Raw genomic sequence first — 19,868 nt, 5'->3', positions numbered from 1 at the left:
CCCTCGGTCCAGGGCGTCCCCGTCTTAACTTACGTCTGCGGCAAGGCCTCAAACTCGGCACGGGTCAGCACCACCTCCCCCTTGCCATTGCAGCACCCCGCCCCCGCAATTCTGAAGAAGGGCTCCTCCGCCAACACCATACCCGACACGAGCCATCCAGATATCAGCAACACCTTGCCAAGCCACTTGCCCATCACGCACCTCCCTGTCATACGGTTTATTTATTCATCTCACTCTGCTGACTCATATGCAAACAACAGAATGCACCTTCAGACCAAAGTCGCAGTCGTTTGCAACCAGCAACTATCTCTGCGCCTTCCAAAAGTACCCAATCGCTTCCCAAAGAATGACACCAGGCGCCACCCCCAGGCAAATGGATTGCACCATTTTTCTTTCACTGGCTCCTCATCAAACCGGGTGCCCGCCACAGCCGGAAATAGGTGACAATCTTCACTACGCATCTGAAAAACAGACACAAAAAAGGCCGCTCCATGGAGCGGCCTTCTCATCAGTGCAGTCAGGGTTTAGCTGTCGCGGCGCTTGTTGCCACCGAATTTGCGACCCTTGTCGAAACCGCCTTCACGGCGATCCTTGTTGAAGGGACGGTCACCCTGGGGACGGCGATCCTTGTTGAAAGGACGGTCGCCACGGAACGAACGATCACCACGGGGCGGACGGGGAGCAGTGTTGCCACCGGCCGGCACTTCGGTGTAACGGGTGATCTGCAGCGGACGCTGGCAGACACGGGCCTTCTTGATCACTTCCAGCACCTCGGCGCTCATGCCCTTGGGCAGATCGACGGTGGAGAAGTCATCGGCGATGTCGATGTTGCCGATGAAGCGGCTCTCGATGTTCGCTTCGTTGGCGATGGCACCCACGATCTGGCCCGGCTTGACGCCGTGATGGGCGCCCACGTCGACGCGGTAGCGCTCCATCTCCACGTCCGGGTTGTCTTTCAGCGGACGCGGTTCGAGGGACGGCATGCGACGGGCCGGACGATCGCCACGGTCACCGAAGTCACGACCGCCACGGTCGTTGAACTCACGACGCTCGAAGCCACCGCGATCGTTGCCAGCGTTGAACACCGGATCCGGAATGGAGTCATCCAGCAGCAGCGGTTGATCGCCCTGTACCAGCTTGGCCAGTGCAGCAGCCAGCTCCAGCGGATCGGCAGAGTCTTCTTCGATCAGCTCGTTCACCAGGTTGTGGTAGATCTCGAGCTCTTCACCCATCATGGTTTCGCGGATGCGCTCCTTGAACTTGGCCAGACGGTGCTGGTTGATGTCCTCGGTGCTCGGCATCTTCATCGGCTCGATGGCTTGACGAGTTGCGTGCTCGATGGCACGCAGCATGCGACGCTCGCGCGGCGCCACGAACAGGATGGCTTCACCCTTGCGACCGGCACGGCCGGTACGGCCGATACGGTGAACGTAGGATTCGGTGTCGTAGGGAATGTCGTAGTTCACTACGTGGGTGATGCGCTCAACGTCCAGACCGCGGGCGACCACGTCGGTGGCGATCAGGATGTCCAGCTGGCCCTGACGCAGCTTGTCAACGGTACGCTCACGCAGCTTCTGCGGGATGTCACCGTGCAGCGCTTCACAGGCGTGACCACGGGCAGCCAGCTTGCCTGCCAGCTCTTCGGCGGCGTTCTTGGTACGCACGAACACCAGCAGGGCTTCGTAGGATTCCACTTCCAGCAGACGGGTCATGGCGTCCAGCTTGTGCAGACCGGTCACCTGCCAGTAACGCTGACGAATGGTGGTGGCGGTCGCGGTCTTGGAGGCGATCTTGATCTCTTTGGGCTGCTTCAGGTGCTTCTGGGCAACACGACGGATCTGCTCCGGCATGGTGGCAGAGAACAGGGCAACCTGACGACCGGCCGGGCACTGATCCATGATCCAGTCCACGTCGTCGATGAAGCCCATGCGCAGCATTTCGTCCGCTTCATCCAGCACCAGGGCTTTCAGACCGGAGAGGTCCAGGTTCTTGCGACGGATCAGGTCCATCACGCGGCCCGGGGTACCCACGACAACCTGGGCACCGCGGCGCAGGGCGCGGGTCTGGGTTTCGTAGGAAGCGCCGCCGTAGATGGGCAGCACGTGGAAATCGGGCATGTGGTGGGCATAGCGTTGGCACGCCTCTGCCACCTGCAGGGCCAGCTCGCGGGTCGGGGCCAGCACCAGGATCTGGGTGTTGCGGTTACCAGCTTCCAGACGAGACAACAGAGGCAAGGCAAAAGCAGCGGTCTTCCCTGTACCGGTTTGTGCCTGCCCCAGCAGATCGTGTCCCGCCATCAGGTGGGGAATTGCTGCGGCCTGGATGGGAGACGGGCGCTCATAGCCCACGTCCTGCAGCGCTTTCAATACAGGCGCGGCCAGTCCAAGCTCACTAAAAAGGGGCAGTTGTTCGGTATCAGACATAGATTCTTCCAGATTAAGGCAGGCGGCTAACACCGCGGAATAGCAAAAAGGCGGCGATTATAGCGCCACTTTGTTCTGCTGTCTTGAAAAATGTGATAGGTGTCTCAAGACGTTGGCAATTATAGAGGGATCTCGCGACTATGGCTTGCTTATTTTTCACTCATGATGCGTTATTGCCGATCACGCTTCGCCAGAGTCCTTGTCCCGCTTGTGCTTGAGCACCGCCATGGTCAATCGGCTGGTGCACAATAAACGACCACGTTCATCGCGAATCTCGATCTGCCACACCTGAGTCGTCGCCCCCAGATGCAGCGGCGCGCAGCGTCCCGTCACCACCCCTTCCCGCTTGGCCCTCAGGTGGTTGGCATTGACCTCCAGCCCCACGCAATAACTCTCCTCCCCCACCGCCATGTTGGCCGCAAGCGATCCCAGCGTTTCCGCCAGCACCACGGAGGCGCCGCCGTGCAGCATGCCGAGCGGTTGATGGGTGCGGTGATCCACCGGCATGGTGGCCTCCAGCCAGTCGGGGCCAAAGGCGGTGTAGACGATGTCGAGGTGGGCCATCAGGGTGTTGCGGGAGCTGGCATTGAGCCCCTCCAGGCTCATGGGTTTGCGCCAGATGGGGCTGCTTTCTTGACTCATGGTGAGCGGACTCCTTGCGTGATCAACGGGTTATCGCTGCGCTGTAGCGGCAAACCAGCAGTGTCGGCGAAAAAGGCGCAAAAAAAAAGATGCCCACGCCGAGGCATCTTGCATCGAGATTGACCCTCACCAGGGATAGGTCACCCCTGGCCACTCGGCCCAAGGGCCGTCCCGCCCCGGCAGACGCGGCTCGGACCAGCGCCATACCTTGCCGAGCCAGGCGCGCAGTTCGGCTTCGAGTTCGCTGTCAGTGAGCGGCGCCTCGGCCACCTTCCAGAAGAAGAGCTCCACCTGCACCTCCGGCAGCACCGACGGATAGAGGTAAACCCCGCCCCAGAAGCGGGGCTCCCTGTCCGGGCTCCAGAGGCCATAGGCAAAGGAGCGCTTGGCCAGAAACTCGGAGTGCTGCCACTCCAAATCGGCCTCGTGCTGACTCAGGCTGAAATGGGCGGAGGGCCACACATCGTCCGGGCGAAACAGCTGATGGAGCTGCTCCCGCTCGCGCAGGATGGCGACAAACTCCACCACGGCCTGGGACGGCGTGGTGGGGAGCAACAGAAAATGCGGGTGCCGATAGGCCTTTGGCACCCGGAACCCCTTGGGAAAGTGGAGCATCAGAGCAGTTCCAGCAGGGCCTGCAGCGGGTGCTTGAGCTTCTCCCCCTCCATCCGCTTGACCTGGCTGCGGCACGAATAGCCGGTGGCCAGGCAGCGAGCCTTGGGCAGGCGCGCGAGGGGCTCGGCCCAGCTCAGACCATAGATGCCTTTGGAGTTCTCCACCTGTTTGGCGTCGTGGCCATAGGTACCGGCCATGCCGCAGCAGCCCACCGAGACCGGCTGCAGCGTGGCACCGAAGCGGCCAAACAGGGTGCTCCAGTCACCGTGGGTGGTGGGCTTGGCGGTCTTCTCGGTGCAGTGGGCAAACAGATACCAGGGGTCGGAGCCAGCCTCTTCTCGCAGCGGCAGCGCCTCGGCAGGCAGGGAGAGCAGCCACTCCTGGGGCAGCAGCACCTGGAAATCGCCGCGGGCGGGGCCGAGCGCCTTCACGTACTCGTCCCGGTAGCAGAGCACCAGAGAGGGGTCGACCCCCACCATGGGGATGCCGAGAGCCGCCACCTTGTTGAGGAACTGGGCGCTGCTGGCAGCAGTGCGGGCGAAGGCGCGCAGGAATCCCTTCACGTGCTGAGGCTTGCCGTTGGGTTTGAACGGCAGCAGGTAGGGCTGATAACCCAGCTTGCTGGCCAGCTTCACCAGGTCACGCACCACGGGGGCGTCGTAGTAGCTGGTGAAGGGATCCTGCACGATGAGCACCACTTTTTGGCGCTGCTCGGGGCTCATGGCCTCGAGGCCTGGCAGATCGAAATAGCGGGCGCGGTGATCCCGCAGCTCCTCGGCCAGGGTCGGCACGGAGAGCAGCGGCACATCCACCATGCCGATGCTCTTCTCGGTCGCCTTCTGGGCCCACTCTTTTTCGAGGAAGAAGTTGACCAGCTTGGGGGCCTTGGCCAGCAGGGGCGCATAGCTTTCTACCGTGCCCACGAAGTAATCCTTGGGGCCGCGCAGATATCGGCTGTGATAGAGCTGCATGAAGCGGGCGCGGAAGGTGGGTACATCCACCTTGATGGGGCACTGGCTGGTGCATGCCTTGCACGCAAGGCACCCCTCCATCGCCTCCATCACCTCGTGGGAGAAGTCATACTCGCCCCGGGCGCGGGCCACCGTATTGCGGAACTTGTCGACGATCTGCTTGAAGCGTAGTCCCCCGCTTTGCAGCGCCACCTCTTCGGCAAGGGGATCGAAGCCCTGCTCCGACAACTGGCGCAGCCATTCACGCATCAGGCCAGCCCGCCCCTTGGGGGAGTGACGGCGGTCGCGGCTGATCTTGACCGAGGGGCACATGGGGGAGTCGGTCTCGAAGGTGAAGCAGAGACCATTGCCGTTGCAATCGAGGGCCCGGGTATAGCTCTCGCGCACGGCAATCGGGATCTGGCGGTCGAACTTGCCGCGCTTGGGCCCGTCCACCGAGACAAGCGAAGCGCCGCTGCCATAAGGCATGCAGATCTTGCCCGGGTTGATGCGGTTGGCCGGGTCAAATGCCCCCTTGACCCGTTGCAGCTCTTCCCACAGCTCGCCGAAGAAGGCGGGGCTGTATTCGGAGCGAAAACCCTTGCCGTGCTCCCCCCACATCAGGCCGCCGTATTTGGCGGTGAGCGCCACCACCTGATCCGAGATGCGCCGCAGCAGCACCTCCTGCTCCGGATCGCACAAGTCCAGCGCCGGGCGCACGTGCAGCACCCCGGCATCGACATGGCCGAACATACCGTAGTCAAGGCCGTGAGCGTCCAGCAGGGCGCGAAACTCCATGATGAAGTCCGCCAGGGATTCCGGCGGCACGGCGGTGTCTTCGGTAAAGGCCACCGGCTTCTTGCGCCCCTCGGCGTTGCCGAGCAGCCCCACCGACTTCTTGCGCATGCCATAGATGGTCTCGATGCTCGGCAGGTGGTCGCACACCTGATAGCCAATGATCCCCGCCTCCCCCCTGGCCAGCAGGGCGTCGATGCGCCGGCACAGCTCCGCCACCTTGGCCTTGTGCGCATCCTCGTCGGTGTCGGCAAACTCGACGATGTTGAGCCCCTGCAGATCCTTGCCCGGCACATCCTGGATGAGATCCTTTACCGAGTGCCAGATGATGTCGGCGCGGGCCAGTCCCAGCACCCGGGAGTCCACCGTCTCCACCGACAGGGCGTGGGCCTGTACCATAAAGGGGGCATTTCTGAGCGCGGAGGGGAAGCTGTCGTACTTGACGTTGACCAAGGTGCGGTAGCGCGGGATGGGGGTGATGTTGAGGCGGGCTTCGGTGATGAAGCCCAAAGAGCCTTCCGAGCCGCACAGCACCCGGCTCACATCCAGAGTGTCGGTATCGGGCTGATAGAGGTGCTTGAGATCGTAACCGGTCAGAAAGCGGTTGAGCTTGGGGAAGGTGGCTTCGATGTCGGCGCGCCGCTCGCGGCCAATGCGATAGAGGGTGCGATAGATCTCCCCTTCACGGGTCTCGAGGGCCAGCTTGTCCGCCAGACGCTGGCCGGTCACCGGCTCGGTCGCCATGAGATCGCCGTTTTCCAGCACGGCCTTGAGGCCAAGCACATGATCCGAGGTCTTGCCGTACACCAGCGACCCCTGCCCCGAGGCATCGGTGTTGACCATGCCCCCCAAAGTGGCCCGGTTGGAGGTGGAGAGATCCGGCGAGAAGAAGTAGCCGTGGGGCTTCAAATAGGCGTTGAGCTGGTCTTTGACCACCCCGGCCTGGGCCCGCACCCAGCCCTCTTCCAGATTAATTTCCATGATCTGGTTCATATGGCGCGAGAGATCGACGATAATGCCGCCGCCCAAGGATTGGCCATTGGTGCCGGTACCGCCGCCGCGAGGGAAGAAACTCAAGGTTGCGTACTCGGGCCCCTGGGCCAGCTTGAGCATCACCGCTATGTCATCCGCGCTGCGCGGATAGAGAACCGCCTGGGGTACGACCTGATAGACGCTGTTGTCCGTCGCCATCGCCAACCGGCTTGCATAAGACTTTTCGATATCACCACGAAATGCTGATCGCGCCAGCAACTCAAGAAACTGCAGGGTTGTAGGTGACAAACTGTCCTGGTAATCGAGTCTCGGGATCATGAATCCTTGTTCCCATCCTTTGCTTGATGCCGGCATTCCGGCGACAACGACCGTTCGGACCTGCCTCTTTGCGGGTGTCCGAACCAGTCCGCTCACATGTGAGCGGGCAGTATATCAGCTAGAAAACCGCTTGCGCGCGCAATCTTCACCATTTGAAAGGAGGACTTTTATGGCTCACTACAGCCATGTTATCAGTACGCTTATTCGCACCGAAAAACAGGCGCTGACCCTGTCGCTGTTTGGTTGCATCACCTTTGCCATTTTCGGGATCGGCTATGGTCTGTTCGTCGGTTCCAACGCCATCATGCTGGACGGCATCTTCACCCTGTTCAGCATGGGCATGACGGGCCTTGGGCTCATCACCGCCTACCTGGTTACCCGCCCCTCCGACGCCCGTTTCCAATACGGCTACGCCCATTTCGAACCCATCGCCAACGTCATCAACGGCGCCATCATTCTGCTGCTCTGCCTCGGTGCCCTCTATGGCGGCATCACCTCCCTGCTGGCGGGCGGACGGGAGATCGATCTCGGCCACGCCCTCATCTATGCCGTCGTCTCCACCTTCTTCTGCAGCATCCTCTATCTCATCGAGGCCGACGTGGCCGAGCGGGTCAACTCCGAGCTGGTGCGGGTGGACTCCAAGGAGTGGCTGGTGGATACCCTGCTCAGCGCCACCCTGCTCATCGGCTTTCTGGTCGCCATCGGGCTCGATACCCTGGGTTACGGCCACTACAACCGCTACATAGACCCCATGCTGGTCTCCCTGCTGGCCCTGTGCGCCACCCTCATTCCCATCAAGGTGCTCGGTCGCAACCTGCGGGAGGTGCTGAAGATCGCCCCCAAGGGAGAGGTCAAGCAGCGAGTCGAACACGAGATCGAGGCCCTGCGCCAGCGCCATGGCATCGAATGCTACAGCCACCTGGCGAAAAGCGGCCGCCGCTTCGATCTCGAGCTCAACATCCTGGTGGCCCCCGGCCAGGAGTGGCCCGTCGAGCGCCAGGATGCCCTGCGCCAGGAGCTCTGGTCCCGCCTCGGCGACACCCTGGGAGACGCCTGGCTGTCGGTCTGCTTCACCCGCGAGAAACGCTGGCTCTGATCCGGCGCTCGTCATTGCGCTGCAACGCGGGGCCCAGTCGCCCCGCGTCATGACTCCCGGCGCAACCGCCGCCAAGTTCCCTCCTCTGTCGAGGCCCCATCCTGCTTACCCCCTCACTCCTCGCGCCTTCCCCCTGTCCCGTTCAACCCGCCAGGAGAAAACGTTTGCCACCCCTTCCGGATCAATATTCACTTTCATCCCAGGGAAAAATAATAAAAATTCGTTGCTAAAATAAAGTACCGCCGCTATTTATTCCGATCAGGGATGAAGGCTATTTCCTGCCTGGCAATGGAATTGTTGTTAACCGGAAAAATAAAATAATAAATCTCGTATCATTAAACAGTTGAGGTAATGTCCATGAAGAAAGTACTGATCGCTGCCATAACCCTGGCCATGGCGGGTGCGGCGAGCGCCGCCATTCCACAGTTGAATTATCAGTGCCCGGGTCAAATCCAGATGCACAGCGATGAAGGTGGCCCCGTCTATATCAATGGCAAGGAGGCCAAACTCAAGAAGTACAGCGAGGAGTTCTACGAGGCCAAGGGCGCCGGCGTCACCCTCTCCATCAGCAACACCGGGGGCCAGTACGATGTCTCCTACACCAGCAAGAAAGGCTCGGGTACCTGCCAGCCAGGCTCCTCTGCGGCCCCTGCTGCAACCACTGCCCACAAGGCCAGTCCCGCAGAGAAAGCCTGTCTCAAGGCGGTCTCCGACAAGACAGACGTGGCACAACAGCAGCTCCAGGTGATCGATGTGATGGACTCGGAAGCCGGGGTAGGCGTCACCATCAAGGTGCCGGGCGCAGAGGCTCCCTGGTCATGCCTGAGCGACAAGAAAGGGCATGTTCAGGGCGCGGCCTATACCGGCAATTGACCTGACGACCAGGGTTAACGTCCCCTGAAACAACCCGTGTGAGCGCAAACGAGGAGGCCTGGGCCTCCTTGCTTTTATACGCTGAATATATGATTAATGTGAATTAGTTGGTGGCGAACAAGTTAAATTTAGAATAATAACTCCATATCAAACACCATAACCCCCTCTATTCCTTCTTTCTCCCATGACACAGCCGCAATATTTCCCCCTGAAACAAATTATTACAAAAATAATGGATATATATGAGCCTGATGAATCCGGTTGTTGGTATCAGATCGTTTATTTTCCTTGTTCAGCACCTATATTTGTGATCGTGTCAATGTGTCGCTCTTTTATCTCCAGTCAAACTTGGCTGCGCATCAATGCCCCTTTCCCTTGCCTCCCCCGTCGGCAATCCCCTCGTCGCGTCCCCCTGACAGCCCCCTTGCCAAATGGCGGCGAGTCGTTATCATCAGGGCTCACTTTTGACCCGAGGTTTTATTGCCCATCATGGACAATCCCCGAAGTAGCCCTTCGTCTTTTCCCATCAAAGCCTATCTGTACCTGCTCAACCAACGCCTCTGAAGCGATCGTCTCCGTCACCACGGCCACGCCGTGACCACGATTCACTGCATCTGTCTTCATTGAGGTCAATCACATGGAATTCTTGCTGGACCCGTCAATCTGGGTCGGTCTGCTTACCCTGATCATCCTGGAAATCGTTCTCGGGATAGACAACCTGGTCTTCATCGCCATCCTGGTGAAAAAACTGCCCCCCGCCCAGCGGGACAAGGCGCGCATCATCGGTCTCTCCCTGGCCCTGCTGATGCGCCTGGGACTGCTCACCATCATGTCATGGCTGGTCACCCTCACGGCTCCTCTGCTGCACATCTGGGATCACCCCTTCTCCGGTCGGGATCTCATCCTGATGGGAGGCGGACTCTTCCTGCTGTTCAAGGCCACCTCCGAGCTGCATGAGCGACTCGAGGCCAAGCCCGAGGAGCAAGGCGGCACCGGCGTCTATGCCGGGTTCGGGGTGGTGATCGCCCAGATCCTGGTGCTGGATGCGGTCTTCTCCCTGGACTCCATCATCACCGCCGTCGGCATGGTGGATCACCTCGGCGTCATGATGGCGGCCGTGACCATCGCCATGGTAGTGATGGTGCTCGCCTCCAAGCCCCTGACCCGCTTCGTCAACGCCCACCCCACTGTGGTGGTGCTCTGCCTGAGCTTCCTCTTGATGATCGGCTTCAGCCTGGTGGCGGAGGGCTTCGGCTTCCACATTCCGAAGGGCTACCTCTACGCGGCCATCGGCTTCTCGGTGCTCATCGAGTTCTTCAACCAGCTCGCCCAGCGCAGTGCCCTGCGCCATGAGGCGCGCCAGCCCCTGCGCGAGCGCACCACCGCCGCCATCTTCAAGCTGATGGGGGGGAACAAACGCTCAGCCCACCCGCAGGAGGACGAAGAAGAGGTGCAGGCTCAGCCCCTGCCCCCTGGTTTCGGTGAAGAGGAGCGTTACATGGTGAGCGGCGTGCTGTCGCTGGCCGAGCGTTCCATTCGCACCATCATGACCCCGCGCTCCGAGATGGAGTGGATCGACGTGAGCGACAGCGAGGACGAGATCCGCGCCCTGCTGCAACGGGCCCCCCACAGCCTGTTCCCGGTCTGTGACGGGGAGCTGGACGAGATCATCGGGGTGGTCAAGGCTCGGGATCTGCTGTTTGCCCTCAACGAGGGGCAATCCCTGGCAGCACTAGCCAGACAGAACGAGCCCGTCATCGTGCCCCAGACCATCAACGTGATCCGGCTGCTGGCGGAGCTGCGCCAGGCCAGGGGCAGCCTCATTCTGGTGGCGGACGAGTTTGGCGTCATCCAGGGGCTGGTCACCAACCACGATCTGCTGGAGGCCATCGTCGGCGAACTGCCGGACGAGGACGAGACCCCCGATGTGGTGCGCGAGGGCGAGCACTGGCTCATCCACGGCACCACCAACATCCATCAGGTGGAGCAGGCACTGAACTGCGACGGGCTGGTGAGCGAGAGCGACGAGTACGTGACCCTGGCGGGCATGCTGCTCTCCCACTTCGGCAGCCTGCCCGACGTCGGTCAGCAGTTGCACCTCGGCCAGTTCTGCTTCGAGGTCATGGCCGTGAGCGAGCGGCGCATCGAGCGAGTACGGGTCACCCCACTCTCCCCCTGATCATCGGTGGCAATGCAGCAAAAGAGGGCCTTTGGCCCTCTTTTTTCTGGCGCGAGCCCGGCCCCTCCTGCGCCATTGCTGCGATAACGGCAATTCTCTTCTGCAATACCCCCTCTTTTTCACAATAACAATCCCCTCTAAAGTCACCTCACTCCTAAAGATTGAGGAATCCATCATGCACCACGATCCCCTGTTCTGCCCCCTTCGCCTCGGCCAGCTGCACCTTGCCAACCGCATCGTCATGCCCCCCATGACCCGCTCCCGCGCCAGCCAGCCCGGGGACGTGGCCAACGCCATGATGGCGACCTACTACGCCCAGCGTGCCGGGGCCGGCCTCATCATCAGCGAAGGCACCCAGATAGATCCCCTGGGCAAGGGCTACGCCTGGACGCCGGGCATCCACAGCGCCGAGCAGGTGGCAGGCTGGAAGCAGGTAACAGACGCGGTCCACGCCGAGGGGGGCATCATGTTCGCCCAGCTCTGGCACGTGGGCCGGGTCACCCATCCTGACAACATCGGCGGCGCCCAGCCCCTCTCCTCCTCCGCCATCCAGGCCAAGGGAGTGAAGGTGTTCGTCGACAACGGCAGCGATGCCCCGGGGTTTGTGGAGACCGTCACCCCGCGCGCCATGACCCAGGCCGACATCGACGCCGTGGTGGGGCAGTTTCGCCGGGCCGCCCGCAACGCCATGGAGGCGGGCTTTGACGGCATCGAGTTGCACGCCGCCAACGGCTACCTCATCAACCAGTTCCTCGACTCCGAGTCCAATACCCGCACCGACGGCTATGGCGGTTCGCTCGAAAACCGGCTGCGCTTTCTGAAAGAGGTGACCGAGGCGGTCTGTGACGAGATCGGTCCCGACCGGGTCGGGGTACGCCTTGCGCCACTCACCACCCTCAACGGCACCGTGGATGCCAACCCCCAGGAGACCTATCTGGCCGCCGCGCGCCTGCTGGGCCAGCTCGGCGTGGTCTATCTGCACGTCGCCGAAGCGGACTGGGACGACGCCCCCCTGATGGCGGAGAGCTTCAAGCAGGGGCTGCGCGATGCCTTCCCCAACACCCTCATCTACGCCGGCAAGTACGATGGGGAACGTGCCCGCGCCGCCATCGAGGCGGGCTGGGCCGACATGATTGGCTTCGGTCGCCCCTTCGTGGCCAACCCCGACTTGCCGAACCGCCTGCGCCACGGCCATCCGTTCGCCCCCCATGATCCCGCGACCCTGTTTGGCGGCGGCGAGAAAGGGCTGACTGACTACCCCGTCTATGGGGCAGAGCGGACATAAGGCGGCTCGCGCCGAACGCCTTACCGGGCGGGCCCCACCAGCGTGGGGTCCGCCTTGTTGTCTCGCCAGTGCAACAGTAATTCAAGACATTGTTACGCCATATGACTCAATCTGCGCCCCCTCTCTTTCAAGGAGTCACCATGAACCATACCCAGGCCTGGTGCTGGCACGCCCCCAGCGAACCGGACCAGCTCACTCTCACCCGGCAAGCGCTCCCCACCCCCGGGCCCGACGAGGTCCTCGTCGCTAACCGGATCATCGCCTTCAATCCGGTGGACTGGAAACTCATCGAACAGGGTCATCCCCACTGGCAGCCAGGCCATGTGCCCGGCGTCGATGGCATGGGCACCCTGGTGGCGCTGGGGGCCAACGTCACCCACCTGCGCCCCGGCACCCGGGTCGCCTATCACACCGACTTGCGCCACGGCGGCAGCTTTGCCCGCCACACCCTGGTGCCGGCTCGCGCCCTGATGCCGGTGCCCGATGCCCTGAGCGACGAGGCGGCCGCCGCGCTCCCCTGCCCCGGCCTCACCGCCTGGCAGGCGCTGGCCAAGCTGCCGCACCTGCACGGGGAGGCCCTGCTCATCTCGGGGGCTGGCAGCAGTGTCGGCCGCTTCGCGGTGCAACTTGCCCTCCAGAAGGGTGCCCGCGTCTTTGCCAGCGCCAGCCCGCGCCACCACCAGTGGCTCAAACAGCTAGGCGTGCAGGGGGTGGCGGACTATCGGGATCCCGACTGGCTGGTCCAGTTGCAGGCCGCCAACGGCGGTGAACCCTTCGAGGGGATCATCGATCTGGTCTCCAGCCAGCAGGCAGAAGCCTTGCTGCCTGCCCTTGGCTATTACGGCCACATGGTGACGGTGCTCGGGCGCATCGCGCGCAACCCGCTGCCCGCCTTTAGCCATTGCCACTCGTTGCACGAGATTGCCCTCGGCGCCCAGCACGCCTTTGGCTCGGATAAACAGTGGAGCCGTCTGGTGGCGGCCGGTGTCGCCATGATGGCGCAGATGGCGAGCGGCGAGCTGACCCTGCCGCCGCTGGTGGTGGGCGACTTCGACGCCCTGCCCGCCCTGCTCACCCACGTCAAGCAGGAGGGACAAGGGGAAAAGTATCTGGTGAGGGTGGGTTGATACCCGCCCAACGATGGTACAAAGAGGCCCGCCATGGCGGGCCTCCTCCATTCAAGGTGTGCAAGGCGGCCTGCTCAGTGCAGGCTCACCCCGTGCAGGGCGGCATGGAGGCGAATGTCCCGGGTCAGACGCACCTTGTCCGCGAGGCTCAGCCAGCTCGCCTCCACGGCATTGAGACTGAGGCGGCACAGCTGCTCCTGGCTGGCGCCAAGCCCGTCGGCCAGGGCCTGGAAGTTGGCCCCCAGGTATCCCCCGAAATAGGCGGGATCGTCGGAGTTCACGGTGACGCAGAGCCCCTGCTCCAGCAGCCTCAGCACATTGTGGTGGGCCATCTGGTCAAACACCCTTAGCCGCACGTTGGAGAGGGGGCAGACGGTGAGGGGCAGCCGGGTGTCGGCAAGATAGCTCAGCAGCGCGGGATCCTCGACGCAGCGCACCCCGTGATCGATGCGTTGCACTCCGAGCTCCCGGATCGCCTGCCAGATGTAGTCCGCAGGTCCCTCCTCCCCCGCGTGGGCCACCACCGGCAGCCCCAGCTCGCGGCAGCGAGCGAAGACCCGGGCGAACTTGCTGGGCGGGTTGCCCTGCTCCCCCGAATCGAGGCCGACCCCGTGCAGGCGCGCCAGGTGCGGCGTGGCCTCTGCCAGGGTGGCGAATGCCGCCTCTTCACTCAGGTGGCGCAGGAAGCTCATGATGAGCCGCCAGCTGATGCCAAAGGCTGCTTCGCCAGCCTGTAGCGCCCGCTCGATGCCCCCCAGCACGGTGGCAAAGGGCACGCCGCGGGCGGTGTGGGTCTGGGGGTCGAAAAAGATCTCCACGTGCACCACGTGATCGGCAACGCAGCGCTCGAGATAGGCCCAGGTGAGGTCGAAGAAATCCTGTTCGTGGATGAGCACGCTGGCACCGAGGTAGTAGAGATCGAGGAAGGATTGCAGGCCGTCGAACTCATAGGCGGCGCGCAGGCTGCCAACATCGGGCCAGGGCAGCGCCACCCCATTGCGCTGACCGAGGGCGAACATCAGCTCGGGTTCGAGGGTCCCCTCGATATGCAGGTGCAGTTCCAGCTTGGGCAAGCCGGCAATAAAGTGCTCCATGATGACGGCTCCATCGTCAGACTCCGTGCGGACACCACCGGGGCGGCGCCCTCCCTTCGCCTTCATTGTGCACCCATCTGGCCCGCCGGAGGAGACTTGTCATCAAAGGGCCTTATAATGGCGGCACAAAAACCATAACCGATTGAAGAGACGAACAGAGGGATGCCCTGTCCCCGCTCTTGCGCCCTACAAGGAGAATTCATGAAGAAAAACGTCATCTGTGACATTGACGGCGTCATCCTGCACAACAACGATCTCATTCCCGGCGCCGACCGCTTCGTCCACCGCCTGCTGGAGCAGGGCAGCAAGCTCCTGTTCCTCACCAACTACCCGGCCCAGACCCAGAAAGATCTGCAAAACCGCTTCCGATCCGCCGGAATAGAGGTGCCCGAGGAGTGCTTCTACACCTCCGCCATGGGCACCGCCGACTTTCTCAAGCGCCAGGATGGCAAGAAGGCCTATGTGATTGGCGAAGGGGCCCTGACCCACGAGCTCTACAAGGCCGGCTTCACCATCACCGACATCGACCCCGACTTCGTGGTGGTGGGGGAGACCCGCAACTACAACTGGACCATGATGCAGCAGGGCGCCAAGTTCGTGGATCAGGGGGCCCGCTTCATCGCTACCAACCCGGATACCCACGGCCCCATGATGCACCCGGCCTGCGGCGCCCTGTGTGCCCCCATCGAGCGGATGACCGGCAAGAAGCCCTTCTATGTCGGCAAGCCGAGCGCCTGGATCATTCGCGCGGCCCTCAACCGGATGGAGGCCCACTCCGACGACACCATCATCATCGGCGACAACCTGCGCACCGACATCCTGGCGGGCTTCCAGGCCGGTCTCGAGACGGTGTTGGTGCTCTCCGGGGTGAGCAAGGTGGCGGACATCGACCGCATGCCGTTTCGACCGAACCACATCTTTGACTCCGTGGTGGACATCGACATCGTCTGATCCCGGGTGCCGCCCTTCCGGTGGCCTTCAGCCTGCACGGGCCCCCTTGGCAAAGGGGGCCCGTTTCGTCTAACGTAAGCGCAACATCGTTAAACAAACTAAACGGGAGCAGGATGCTCCTTCGCCACTCAAGGACGCACCATGAAGAGCCTGAACGACTGGATCCTGCTGGACAAGCACACTGTCTCCCCCACCCCGATGATGCCAGCCCCCGAGCGCATCAGGACTGGAACGCCGAGCCAGACGGCATGGAACCACTACTCCGACCCTAGCCAGCAGTTTCACGTGGGCTTCTGGGCTTGCGAGCCGGGCTGCTGGGCCGTTCACTATACCGAACACGAATACTGCCAGATGCTGGAAGGGGAGGCGGTGATCCACGACGAGCAGGGCGGCCGGCTGCACCTCAAACCGGGGGATCAGTTCGTCATTCCCGCCGGTTTTGTCGGGCAGTGGGAGACCCTCACCCCTTGTCGCAAGCTCTATGTGATCTTCGAACCCGCCGCGACTTGACGCGCACGTCAACCCTGACCCTCTCTCTTCAGGCGGCCGGACGGCCGCCATCCCCTGCGCAACTTGACGCTTACGGCATGATTTTCTGCGGTTTTCCCGCTTGCAAAAGGGTTTTCCGCTAGGCATTGTGATTGGCGAGGAATGTAAATGGAATTTCGAGCCCAAACGTGGGGGGCTCATATAAAAATCAAGAGGATTACCGCCAATGTGTTCTATTTTCGGCATTCTGGACATCAAGACCGACGCCACTGCCCTGCGCAAATCGGCCCTGGAGATGTCCAAGCGACTGCGTCACCGCGGGCCTGACTGGTCCGGCGTCTACAGCTCCGACAAGGCCATCCTGGTGCACGAGCGCCTGGCCATCGTCGATCCGGGCAACGGCGCACAGCCTCTCTACAACCCCGAGCGCACGCACGTATTGGCCGTCAACGGCGAGATCTACAACCACAAGGAGCTGGAGAAGAACCTCAAGGTCGACTTCCAGTTCCAGACCCACTCCGACTGTGAAGTGCTGCTGGCCCTCTACAAGGAGAAGGGCCCGGCGTTTTTGGACGATCTGAACGGCATCTTCGCCTTCATCCTCTATGACGCCGAGCAGGATGCCTACCTGATTGGTCGCGACCACATGGGGATCATCCCCCTCTATACCGGCCGCGACGAGCACGGCAACTTCTATGTCGCCTCCGAGATGAAGGCGCTGGTGCCCGTGTGCAAGAGCGTCGAGACCTTCCCGCCGGGACACTACCTGTGGAGCAAGGATGGCGAGCTTAAAACTTGGTACAAACGGGACTGGATGGAATACGCGCCGGTCGAGCACAACGTCAGCGACAAGGCCGAGCTCAAAGCGGCCCTGGAAGCGGCGGTCAAGCGCCAGCTGATGTGCGACGTGCCCTATGGCGTGCTGCTCTCCGGTGGTCTGGATTCGTCCGTCATCTCCGCCATCACCAAGCTCTATGCCGCCCGCCGGGTGGAAGACGATGGCAAGAGCGAAGCCTGGTGGCCGCAGCTGCACTCCTTCGCCGTCGGCCTGGAAGGGTCGCCGGATCTCGCCGCCGCCCGCAAGGTGGCCGATCACCTGGGCACCATCCACCACCAGATCCACTTCACCGTGCAGGAAGGGCTGGATGCCCTGCGGGACGTCATCTATCACCTCGAGACCTATGACGTCACCACCATCCGCGCCTCCACGCCCATGTATCTGATGGCCCGCTACATCAAGGCGATGGGGATCAAGATGGTGCTCTCTGGCGAAGGCTCCGACGAGCTGTTCGGCGGCTACCTCTACTTCCACAAGGCACCCAACGCCCGTGAGTTCCATGAGGAGAACGTGCGCAAGCTCGCTTCCCTGCACCTCTATGACTGCCTGCGGGCCAACAAGTCCATGGCCGCCTGGGGCGTGGAAGGCCGCGTGCCCTTCCTCGACAAGGAGTTCATGGACGTGGCGATGCGCCTCAATCCCGCCGACAAGATGTGCGGCAAGGGCAAGATCGAGAAACACATCCTGCGGGAAGCCTTCGAGGATCTGCTGCCCCACGAAGTGGCGTGGCGCCAGAAGGAGCAGTTCTCCGACGGCGTAGGCTACTCCTGGATTGACAGCCTGAAAGCCATGGTCGAGGAAGAGGTGACGGATCAGATGTTCGAGGCTGCGGCCTTCCGCTTCCCCGTCAACACCCCGCTCACCAAGGAGGCGTACTACTACCGCGCCATCTTCGACGAGCACTTCCCGCTGGAGTCCGCCGCCCGCACCGTGCCCTACGGCAAGTCGGTCGCCTGCTCCACCCCGACCGCGCTCGAATGGGATGCCAAGTTCAAGGAGATGGCCGACCCCTCCGGTCGCGCCGTGATGGACGTCCACCAGCAGGGTTACTGATCGCCCCTGACCTGAATACAAAGCCCCTCTCGAGGGGCTTTGTTGTTTTCTGCCATTCCATTGCCGCTTTTTGCCTTCCCCTTCCCTGTTTGCGGCTTGGCGCAGGAAACGCCTCGTGTCACATTGTCTGCGCCTGGAAGCAAAGATAACGACACAAGGAAGAGACCCATGAAACGACTGTTACTGCCCCTGATGCTGGGCTCCCTGCTGTTCAATGGCGCCGCCTGCGCGGGCGACCACCTCTGGAGTCAGAGCCTGCCCGCTTACAGCCAGGGTTATGACGAGACGCGGGATCCGGCCCGCGATCTCGCCGCCGCTACCGCCAAGGCCAGTGCCGAGGGCAAGAAAGTCCTGCTGCTGGTGGGGGGCGAATGGTGCAGCTGGTGCCAGGAGATGAACCGCTTTCTGGACAGTGAACCCGATCTCGCCGGCCAGCTCAACCGCACCTTCGTGGTGGTCAAGGTGAACGTCAGCGAGCAGAACAAGAATGAATCCTTCCTGAAAGCCTATCCCGAGTATCTGGGGGTCCCCCACTTCTACGTGCTGGATGCCAAGGGCAAGCTGCTCGAGTCCTTCAACACCGGGCTGCTGGAGAAGGGGAAGAGTTACGACGGGGAGAAACTCGGCAAATTTATCGCCTATTTCCAGCCCAGGACCACCCACGGCTGACTCGCCAGTCAATAAAACAGGGCCCCGCACGGTCAGTGACAGTGCAGGGCCTTGATGGCTACGCAAACAGGGAAGTGGCATGTCTGCGACACACCGACCATCCATCACCCCGGACAAGGACGAAAAAGATGTTGCGAATACTGGGCAAGGCGTCGTCAATCAATGTGCGCAAGGTACTGTGGACCTGTGCCGAGCTCACCCTCCCGTTCGAACTGGAGGAGTGGGGATCCGGCTTCAAACCCACGGATACCCCGGCGTTTCTGGCGCTCAACCCCAATGCCATGGTGCCCGTCATTCAGGATGAGGATTTTACGCTGTGGGAGTCGAACACCATCATCCGCTATCTGGCGACGCGCCATGGTGCCAATGCACTCTATCCCGCCGAGGCGAGAGCCAGGGCTCGGGTCGATCAATGGATTGACTGGCAGGCATCGGACTTGAACACCGCCTGGCGCTACGCCTTCCTGTCGCTGGTGAGGCGCTCCCCCCAGCATCAAGACCATCAGGCCCTTCACGCAGCTTGCCTGCAGTGGTCTCACTGCATGGAGATCCTGGAGAGACAGCTTCAAACAACCGGAGGATATGTGGCCGGTCCGCACTTCTCGCTGGCAGACATTCCCATCGGGCTGTCAGTCAACCGCTGGCTGGAGACGCCCTATGATCGCCCGTCGCTACCCGCCGTGGACGACTACTACCAGCGACTGAAAGAGCGGCCGGGGTTTCGACGCTATGGGGCCAATGGCACGCCCTGAGGCGAGCAAGATAACCCGGGCAAGAAAGAGACGGCAGACCGGGCCAACGCGCTGGCCCGGTCTGCACAGCTTCAGGGCTGGGCATCCGGCTGATTGGCGGGGGCGGCCTTGATAAAGGCCTGCAACTGCTCGCAGTTGGCGACGATGCGCGCAATGGTGGGGTAGTCATCCAGGGTCATGTCGAAGCGGAGGGCGTTGTAGACCTGGGGTACCAGCATGCAGTCCGCCAGGGTAACCTCATTGCCCACGCAATAGATGCCGGCGGTGGTCATGAGAAGCTGCTCCAGCGCGGTGAAGGTCTCGTCTATCCAGTGGCGATACCAGGCATCCCGCGCCATCTTGCTCTGCCCCAACTCCTGCTCCAGGTAGTGCAGCACGCGCAGGTTGTTGAGGGGGTGGGTGTCACAGGCGATCATGTTGACGATCTGGCGCACCCGGGCACGTTCGATGGGGGCGGAGGGCATCAGGGGGTAGGCGGGATAGGTCTCGTCGAGGTACTCCATGATGGCCACCGACTGACCCAGATGCACGTCATCGTCCACGAGAAACGGCACCAGTCCCTGTGGATTGACCCGGCGGTAGGCCTTCTCCTTCTGCTCACCCTGCCGCAAGTTGACCGGGTGCTGCTCATAATCGAGCCCCTTGAGTTGCAGTACCAAACGCACGCGAAAGCTGGCCGATGAGCGCCAATATCCAAACAACTGCAGCATAGTGTGTCCCTGTGGT

General features: G+C 62.1%; 17 protein-coding genes. 10 read left to right on the top strand and 7 right to left on the bottom strand.

Going from position 1 to position 19,868, the window contains the following annotated elements; genetic code table 11:
* Positions 1 to 29: 29 nt before the first annotated feature.
* The 5 genes from C2U30_RS22845 to ydiJ all read right to left on the bottom strand — a co-directional run bounded on the left by C2U30_RS22845 (position 30) and on the right by ydiJ (position 6,736).
* Positions 30 to 194, bottom strand: coding sequence for a hypothetical protein (locus C2U30_RS22845; RefSeq protein ID WP_233721030.1), 165 nt, complete (start codon positions 192 to 194; stop codon positions 30 to 32).
* A 330-nt stretch (positions 195 to 524) separates the two neighbouring features.
* Positions 525 to 2,423 (bottom strand): DEAD/DEAH box helicase, encoded by a 1,899-nt coding sequence (locus C2U30_RS00960; RefSeq protein WP_199767324.1) that lies wholly within the window; start codon positions 2,421 to 2,423, stop codon positions 525 to 527.
* Between the two features lie 180 nt (positions 2,424 to 2,603).
* Entirely contained in the window at positions 2,604 to 3,065 is a 462-nt protein-coding gene (locus C2U30_RS00955) for a hotdog fold thioesterase (RefSeq protein WP_039038762.1), read from the bottom strand.
* Between the two features lie 126 nt (positions 3,066 to 3,191).
* A complete protein-coding gene (locus tag C2U30_RS00950; RefSeq protein ID WP_103242972.1) occupies positions 3,192 to 3,680 on the bottom strand; it encodes a hypothetical protein in 489 nt (162 codons plus the stop codon).
* Positions 3,680 to 6,736: a D-2-hydroxyglutarate dehydrogenase YdiJ gene (ydiJ, locus tag C2U30_RS00945; RefSeq protein WP_199767323.1), complete on the bottom strand. Its 3,057-nt coding sequence runs from the start codon at positions 6,734 to 6,736 to the stop codon at positions 3,680 to 3,682. The genes C2U30_RS00950 and ydiJ overlap by 1 nt, the downstream gene beginning before the upstream one ends.
* Positions 6,737 to 6,905: 169 nt before the next feature.
* Here ydiJ and C2U30_RS00940 point away from each other — a divergent pair, with 169 nt between their 5' ends.
* The 5 genes from C2U30_RS00940 to C2U30_RS00920 all read left to right on the top strand — a co-directional run bounded on the left by C2U30_RS00940 (position 6,906) and on the right by C2U30_RS00920 (position 13,296).
* Positions 6,906 to 7,832, top strand: coding sequence for a cation diffusion facilitator family transporter (locus tag C2U30_RS00940; RefSeq protein WP_010675108.1), 927 nt, complete (start codon positions 6,906 to 6,908; stop codon positions 7,830 to 7,832).
* 357 nt (positions 7,833 to 8,189) lie between these two features.
* Positions 8,190 to 8,705, top strand: coding sequence for a hypothetical protein (locus C2U30_RS00935; protein ID WP_103242970.1), 516 nt, complete (start codon positions 8,190 to 8,192; stop codon positions 8,703 to 8,705).
* Between the two features lie 637 nt (positions 8,706 to 9,342).
* Complete coding sequence (locus C2U30_RS00930; protein WP_039038766.1) at positions 9,343 to 10,884, top strand: TerC family protein; 1,542 nt, start codon at positions 9,343 to 9,345, stop codon at positions 10,882 to 10,884.
* Positions 10,885 to 11,059: 175 nt separating this feature from the next.
* Positions 11,060 to 12,169, top strand: coding sequence for an alkene reductase (locus C2U30_RS00925; RefSeq protein WP_103242969.1), 1,110 nt, complete (start codon positions 11,060 to 11,062; stop codon positions 12,167 to 12,169).
* Positions 12,170 to 12,309: 140 nt separating this feature from the next.
* Positions 12,310 to 13,296 carry a zinc-binding dehydrogenase gene (locus C2U30_RS00920; protein WP_103242968.1) on the top strand — a complete coding sequence of 329 codons (987 nt, stop codon included), beginning with the start codon at positions 12,310 to 12,312 and terminating at the stop codon, positions 13,294 to 13,296.
* 74 nt (positions 13,297 to 13,370) lie between these two features.
* On the opposite strand, the gene C2U30_RS00915 is transcribed toward C2U30_RS00920, so the two are convergent.
* Positions 13,371 to 14,390 carry an adenosine deaminase gene (locus C2U30_RS00915; protein WP_103242967.1) on the bottom strand — a complete coding sequence of 340 codons (1,020 nt, stop codon included), beginning with the start codon at positions 14,388 to 14,390 and terminating at the stop codon, positions 13,371 to 13,373.
* Between the two features lie 201 nt (positions 14,391 to 14,591).
* On the opposite strand from C2U30_RS00915, the gene C2U30_RS00910 reads away from it, so the two are divergent.
* The 5 genes from C2U30_RS00910 (at position 14,592) to C2U30_RS00890 (ending at position 19,142) form a co-directional block, all read left to right on the top strand.
* Positions 14,592 to 15,341, top strand: a complete 750-nt coding sequence (locus tag C2U30_RS00910) for an HAD-IIA family hydrolase (RefSeq protein WP_005337281.1) — start codon at positions 14,592 to 14,594, stop codon at positions 15,339 to 15,341.
* A 141-nt stretch (positions 15,342 to 15,482) separates the two neighbouring features.
* On the top strand, positions 15,483 to 15,851 hold the full coding sequence (locus C2U30_RS00905; RefSeq protein WP_043155137.1) for a cupin domain-containing protein: 369 nt from the start codon (positions 15,483 to 15,485) through the stop codon (positions 15,849 to 15,851).
* Between the two features lie 205 nt (positions 15,852 to 16,056).
* Positions 16,057 to 17,721, top strand: a complete 1,665-nt coding sequence (gene asnB, locus C2U30_RS00900; protein ID WP_041213050.1) for an asparagine synthase B — start codon at positions 16,057 to 16,059, stop codon at positions 17,719 to 17,721.
* A gap of 168 nt (positions 17,722 to 17,889) precedes the next feature.
* A complete protein-coding gene (locus tag C2U30_RS00895) occupies positions 17,890 to 18,390 on the top strand; it encodes a thioredoxin family protein (RefSeq protein WP_103242966.1) in 501 nt (166 codons plus the stop codon).
* Between the two features lie 128 nt (positions 18,391 to 18,518).
* A complete protein-coding gene (locus tag C2U30_RS00890) occupies positions 18,519 to 19,142 on the top strand; it encodes a glutathione S-transferase family protein (protein ID WP_039038772.1) in 624 nt (207 codons plus the stop codon).
* A gap of 71 nt (positions 19,143 to 19,213) precedes the next feature.
* On the opposite strand, the gene maiA is transcribed toward C2U30_RS00890, so the two are convergent.
* Complete coding sequence (maiA, locus tag C2U30_RS00885) at positions 19,214 to 19,852, bottom strand: maleylacetoacetate isomerase (protein WP_199767321.1); 639 nt, start codon at positions 19,850 to 19,852, stop codon at positions 19,214 to 19,216.
* Positions 19,853 to 19,868: the final 16 nt, after the last annotated feature.

The sequence above is a fragment of the Aeromonas sp. ASNIH5 genome (assembly GCF_002902865.1).
Taxonomy (GTDB): domain Bacteria; phylum Pseudomonadota; class Gammaproteobacteria; order Enterobacterales; family Aeromonadaceae; genus Aeromonas; species Aeromonas caviae.
Note: the sequence above shows the minus strand (reverse complement) of the source record. Positions and strands in the feature narration are given on the sequence as shown.

Coding starts and splice junctions, on each gene's coding strand:
- C2U30_RS22845 (WP_233721030.1), bottom strand. CDS start 194: ATGGGCAAGTGGCTTGGCAAGGTGTTGCTGATATCTGGATGGCTCGTG.
- C2U30_RS00960 (WP_199767324.1), bottom strand. CDS start 2,423: ATGTCTGATACCGAACAACTGCCCCTTTTTAGTGAGCTTGGACTGGCC.
- C2U30_RS00955 (WP_039038762.1), bottom strand. CDS start 3,065: ATGAGTCAAGAAAGCAGCCCCATCTGGCGCAAACCCATGAGCCTGGAG.
- C2U30_RS00950 (WP_103242972.1), bottom strand. CDS start 3,680: ATGCTCCACTTTCCCAAGGGGTTCCGGGTGCCAAAGGCCTATCGGCAC.
- ydiJ (WP_199767323.1), bottom strand. CDS start 6,736: ATGATCCCGAGACTCGATTACCAGGACAGTTTGTCACCTACAACCCTG.
- C2U30_RS00940 (WP_010675108.1), top strand. CDS start 6,906: ATGGCTCACTACAGCCATGTTATCAGTACGCTTATTCGCACCGAAAAA.
- C2U30_RS00935 (WP_103242970.1), top strand. CDS start 8,190: ATGAAGAAAGTACTGATCGCTGCCATAACCCTGGCCATGGCGGGTGCG.
- C2U30_RS00930 (WP_039038766.1), top strand. CDS start 9,343: ATGGAATTCTTGCTGGACCCGTCAATCTGGGTCGGTCTGCTTACCCTG.
- C2U30_RS00925 (WP_103242969.1), top strand. CDS start 11,060: ATGCACCACGATCCCCTGTTCTGCCCCCTTCGCCTCGGCCAGCTGCAC.
- C2U30_RS00920 (WP_103242968.1), top strand. CDS start 12,310: ATGAACCATACCCAGGCCTGGTGCTGGCACGCCCCCAGCGAACCGGAC.
- C2U30_RS00915 (WP_103242967.1), bottom strand. CDS start 14,390: ATGGAGCACTTTATTGCCGGCTTGCCCAAGCTGGAACTGCACCTGCAT.
- C2U30_RS00910 (WP_005337281.1), top strand. CDS start 14,592: ATGAAGAAAAACGTCATCTGTGACATTGACGGCGTCATCCTGCACAAC.
- C2U30_RS00905 (WP_043155137.1), top strand. CDS start 15,483: ATGAAGAGCCTGAACGACTGGATCCTGCTGGACAAGCACACTGTCTCC.
- asnB (WP_041213050.1), top strand. CDS start 16,057: ATGTGTTCTATTTTCGGCATTCTGGACATCAAGACCGACGCCACTGCC.
- C2U30_RS00895 (WP_103242966.1), top strand. CDS start 17,890: ATGAAACGACTGTTACTGCCCCTGATGCTGGGCTCCCTGCTGTTCAAT.
- C2U30_RS00890 (WP_039038772.1), top strand. CDS start 18,519: ATGTTGCGAATACTGGGCAAGGCGTCGTCAATCAATGTGCGCAAGGTA.
- maiA (WP_199767321.1), bottom strand. CDS start 19,852: ATGCTGCAGTTGTTTGGATATTGGCGCTCATCGGCCAGCTTTCGCGTG.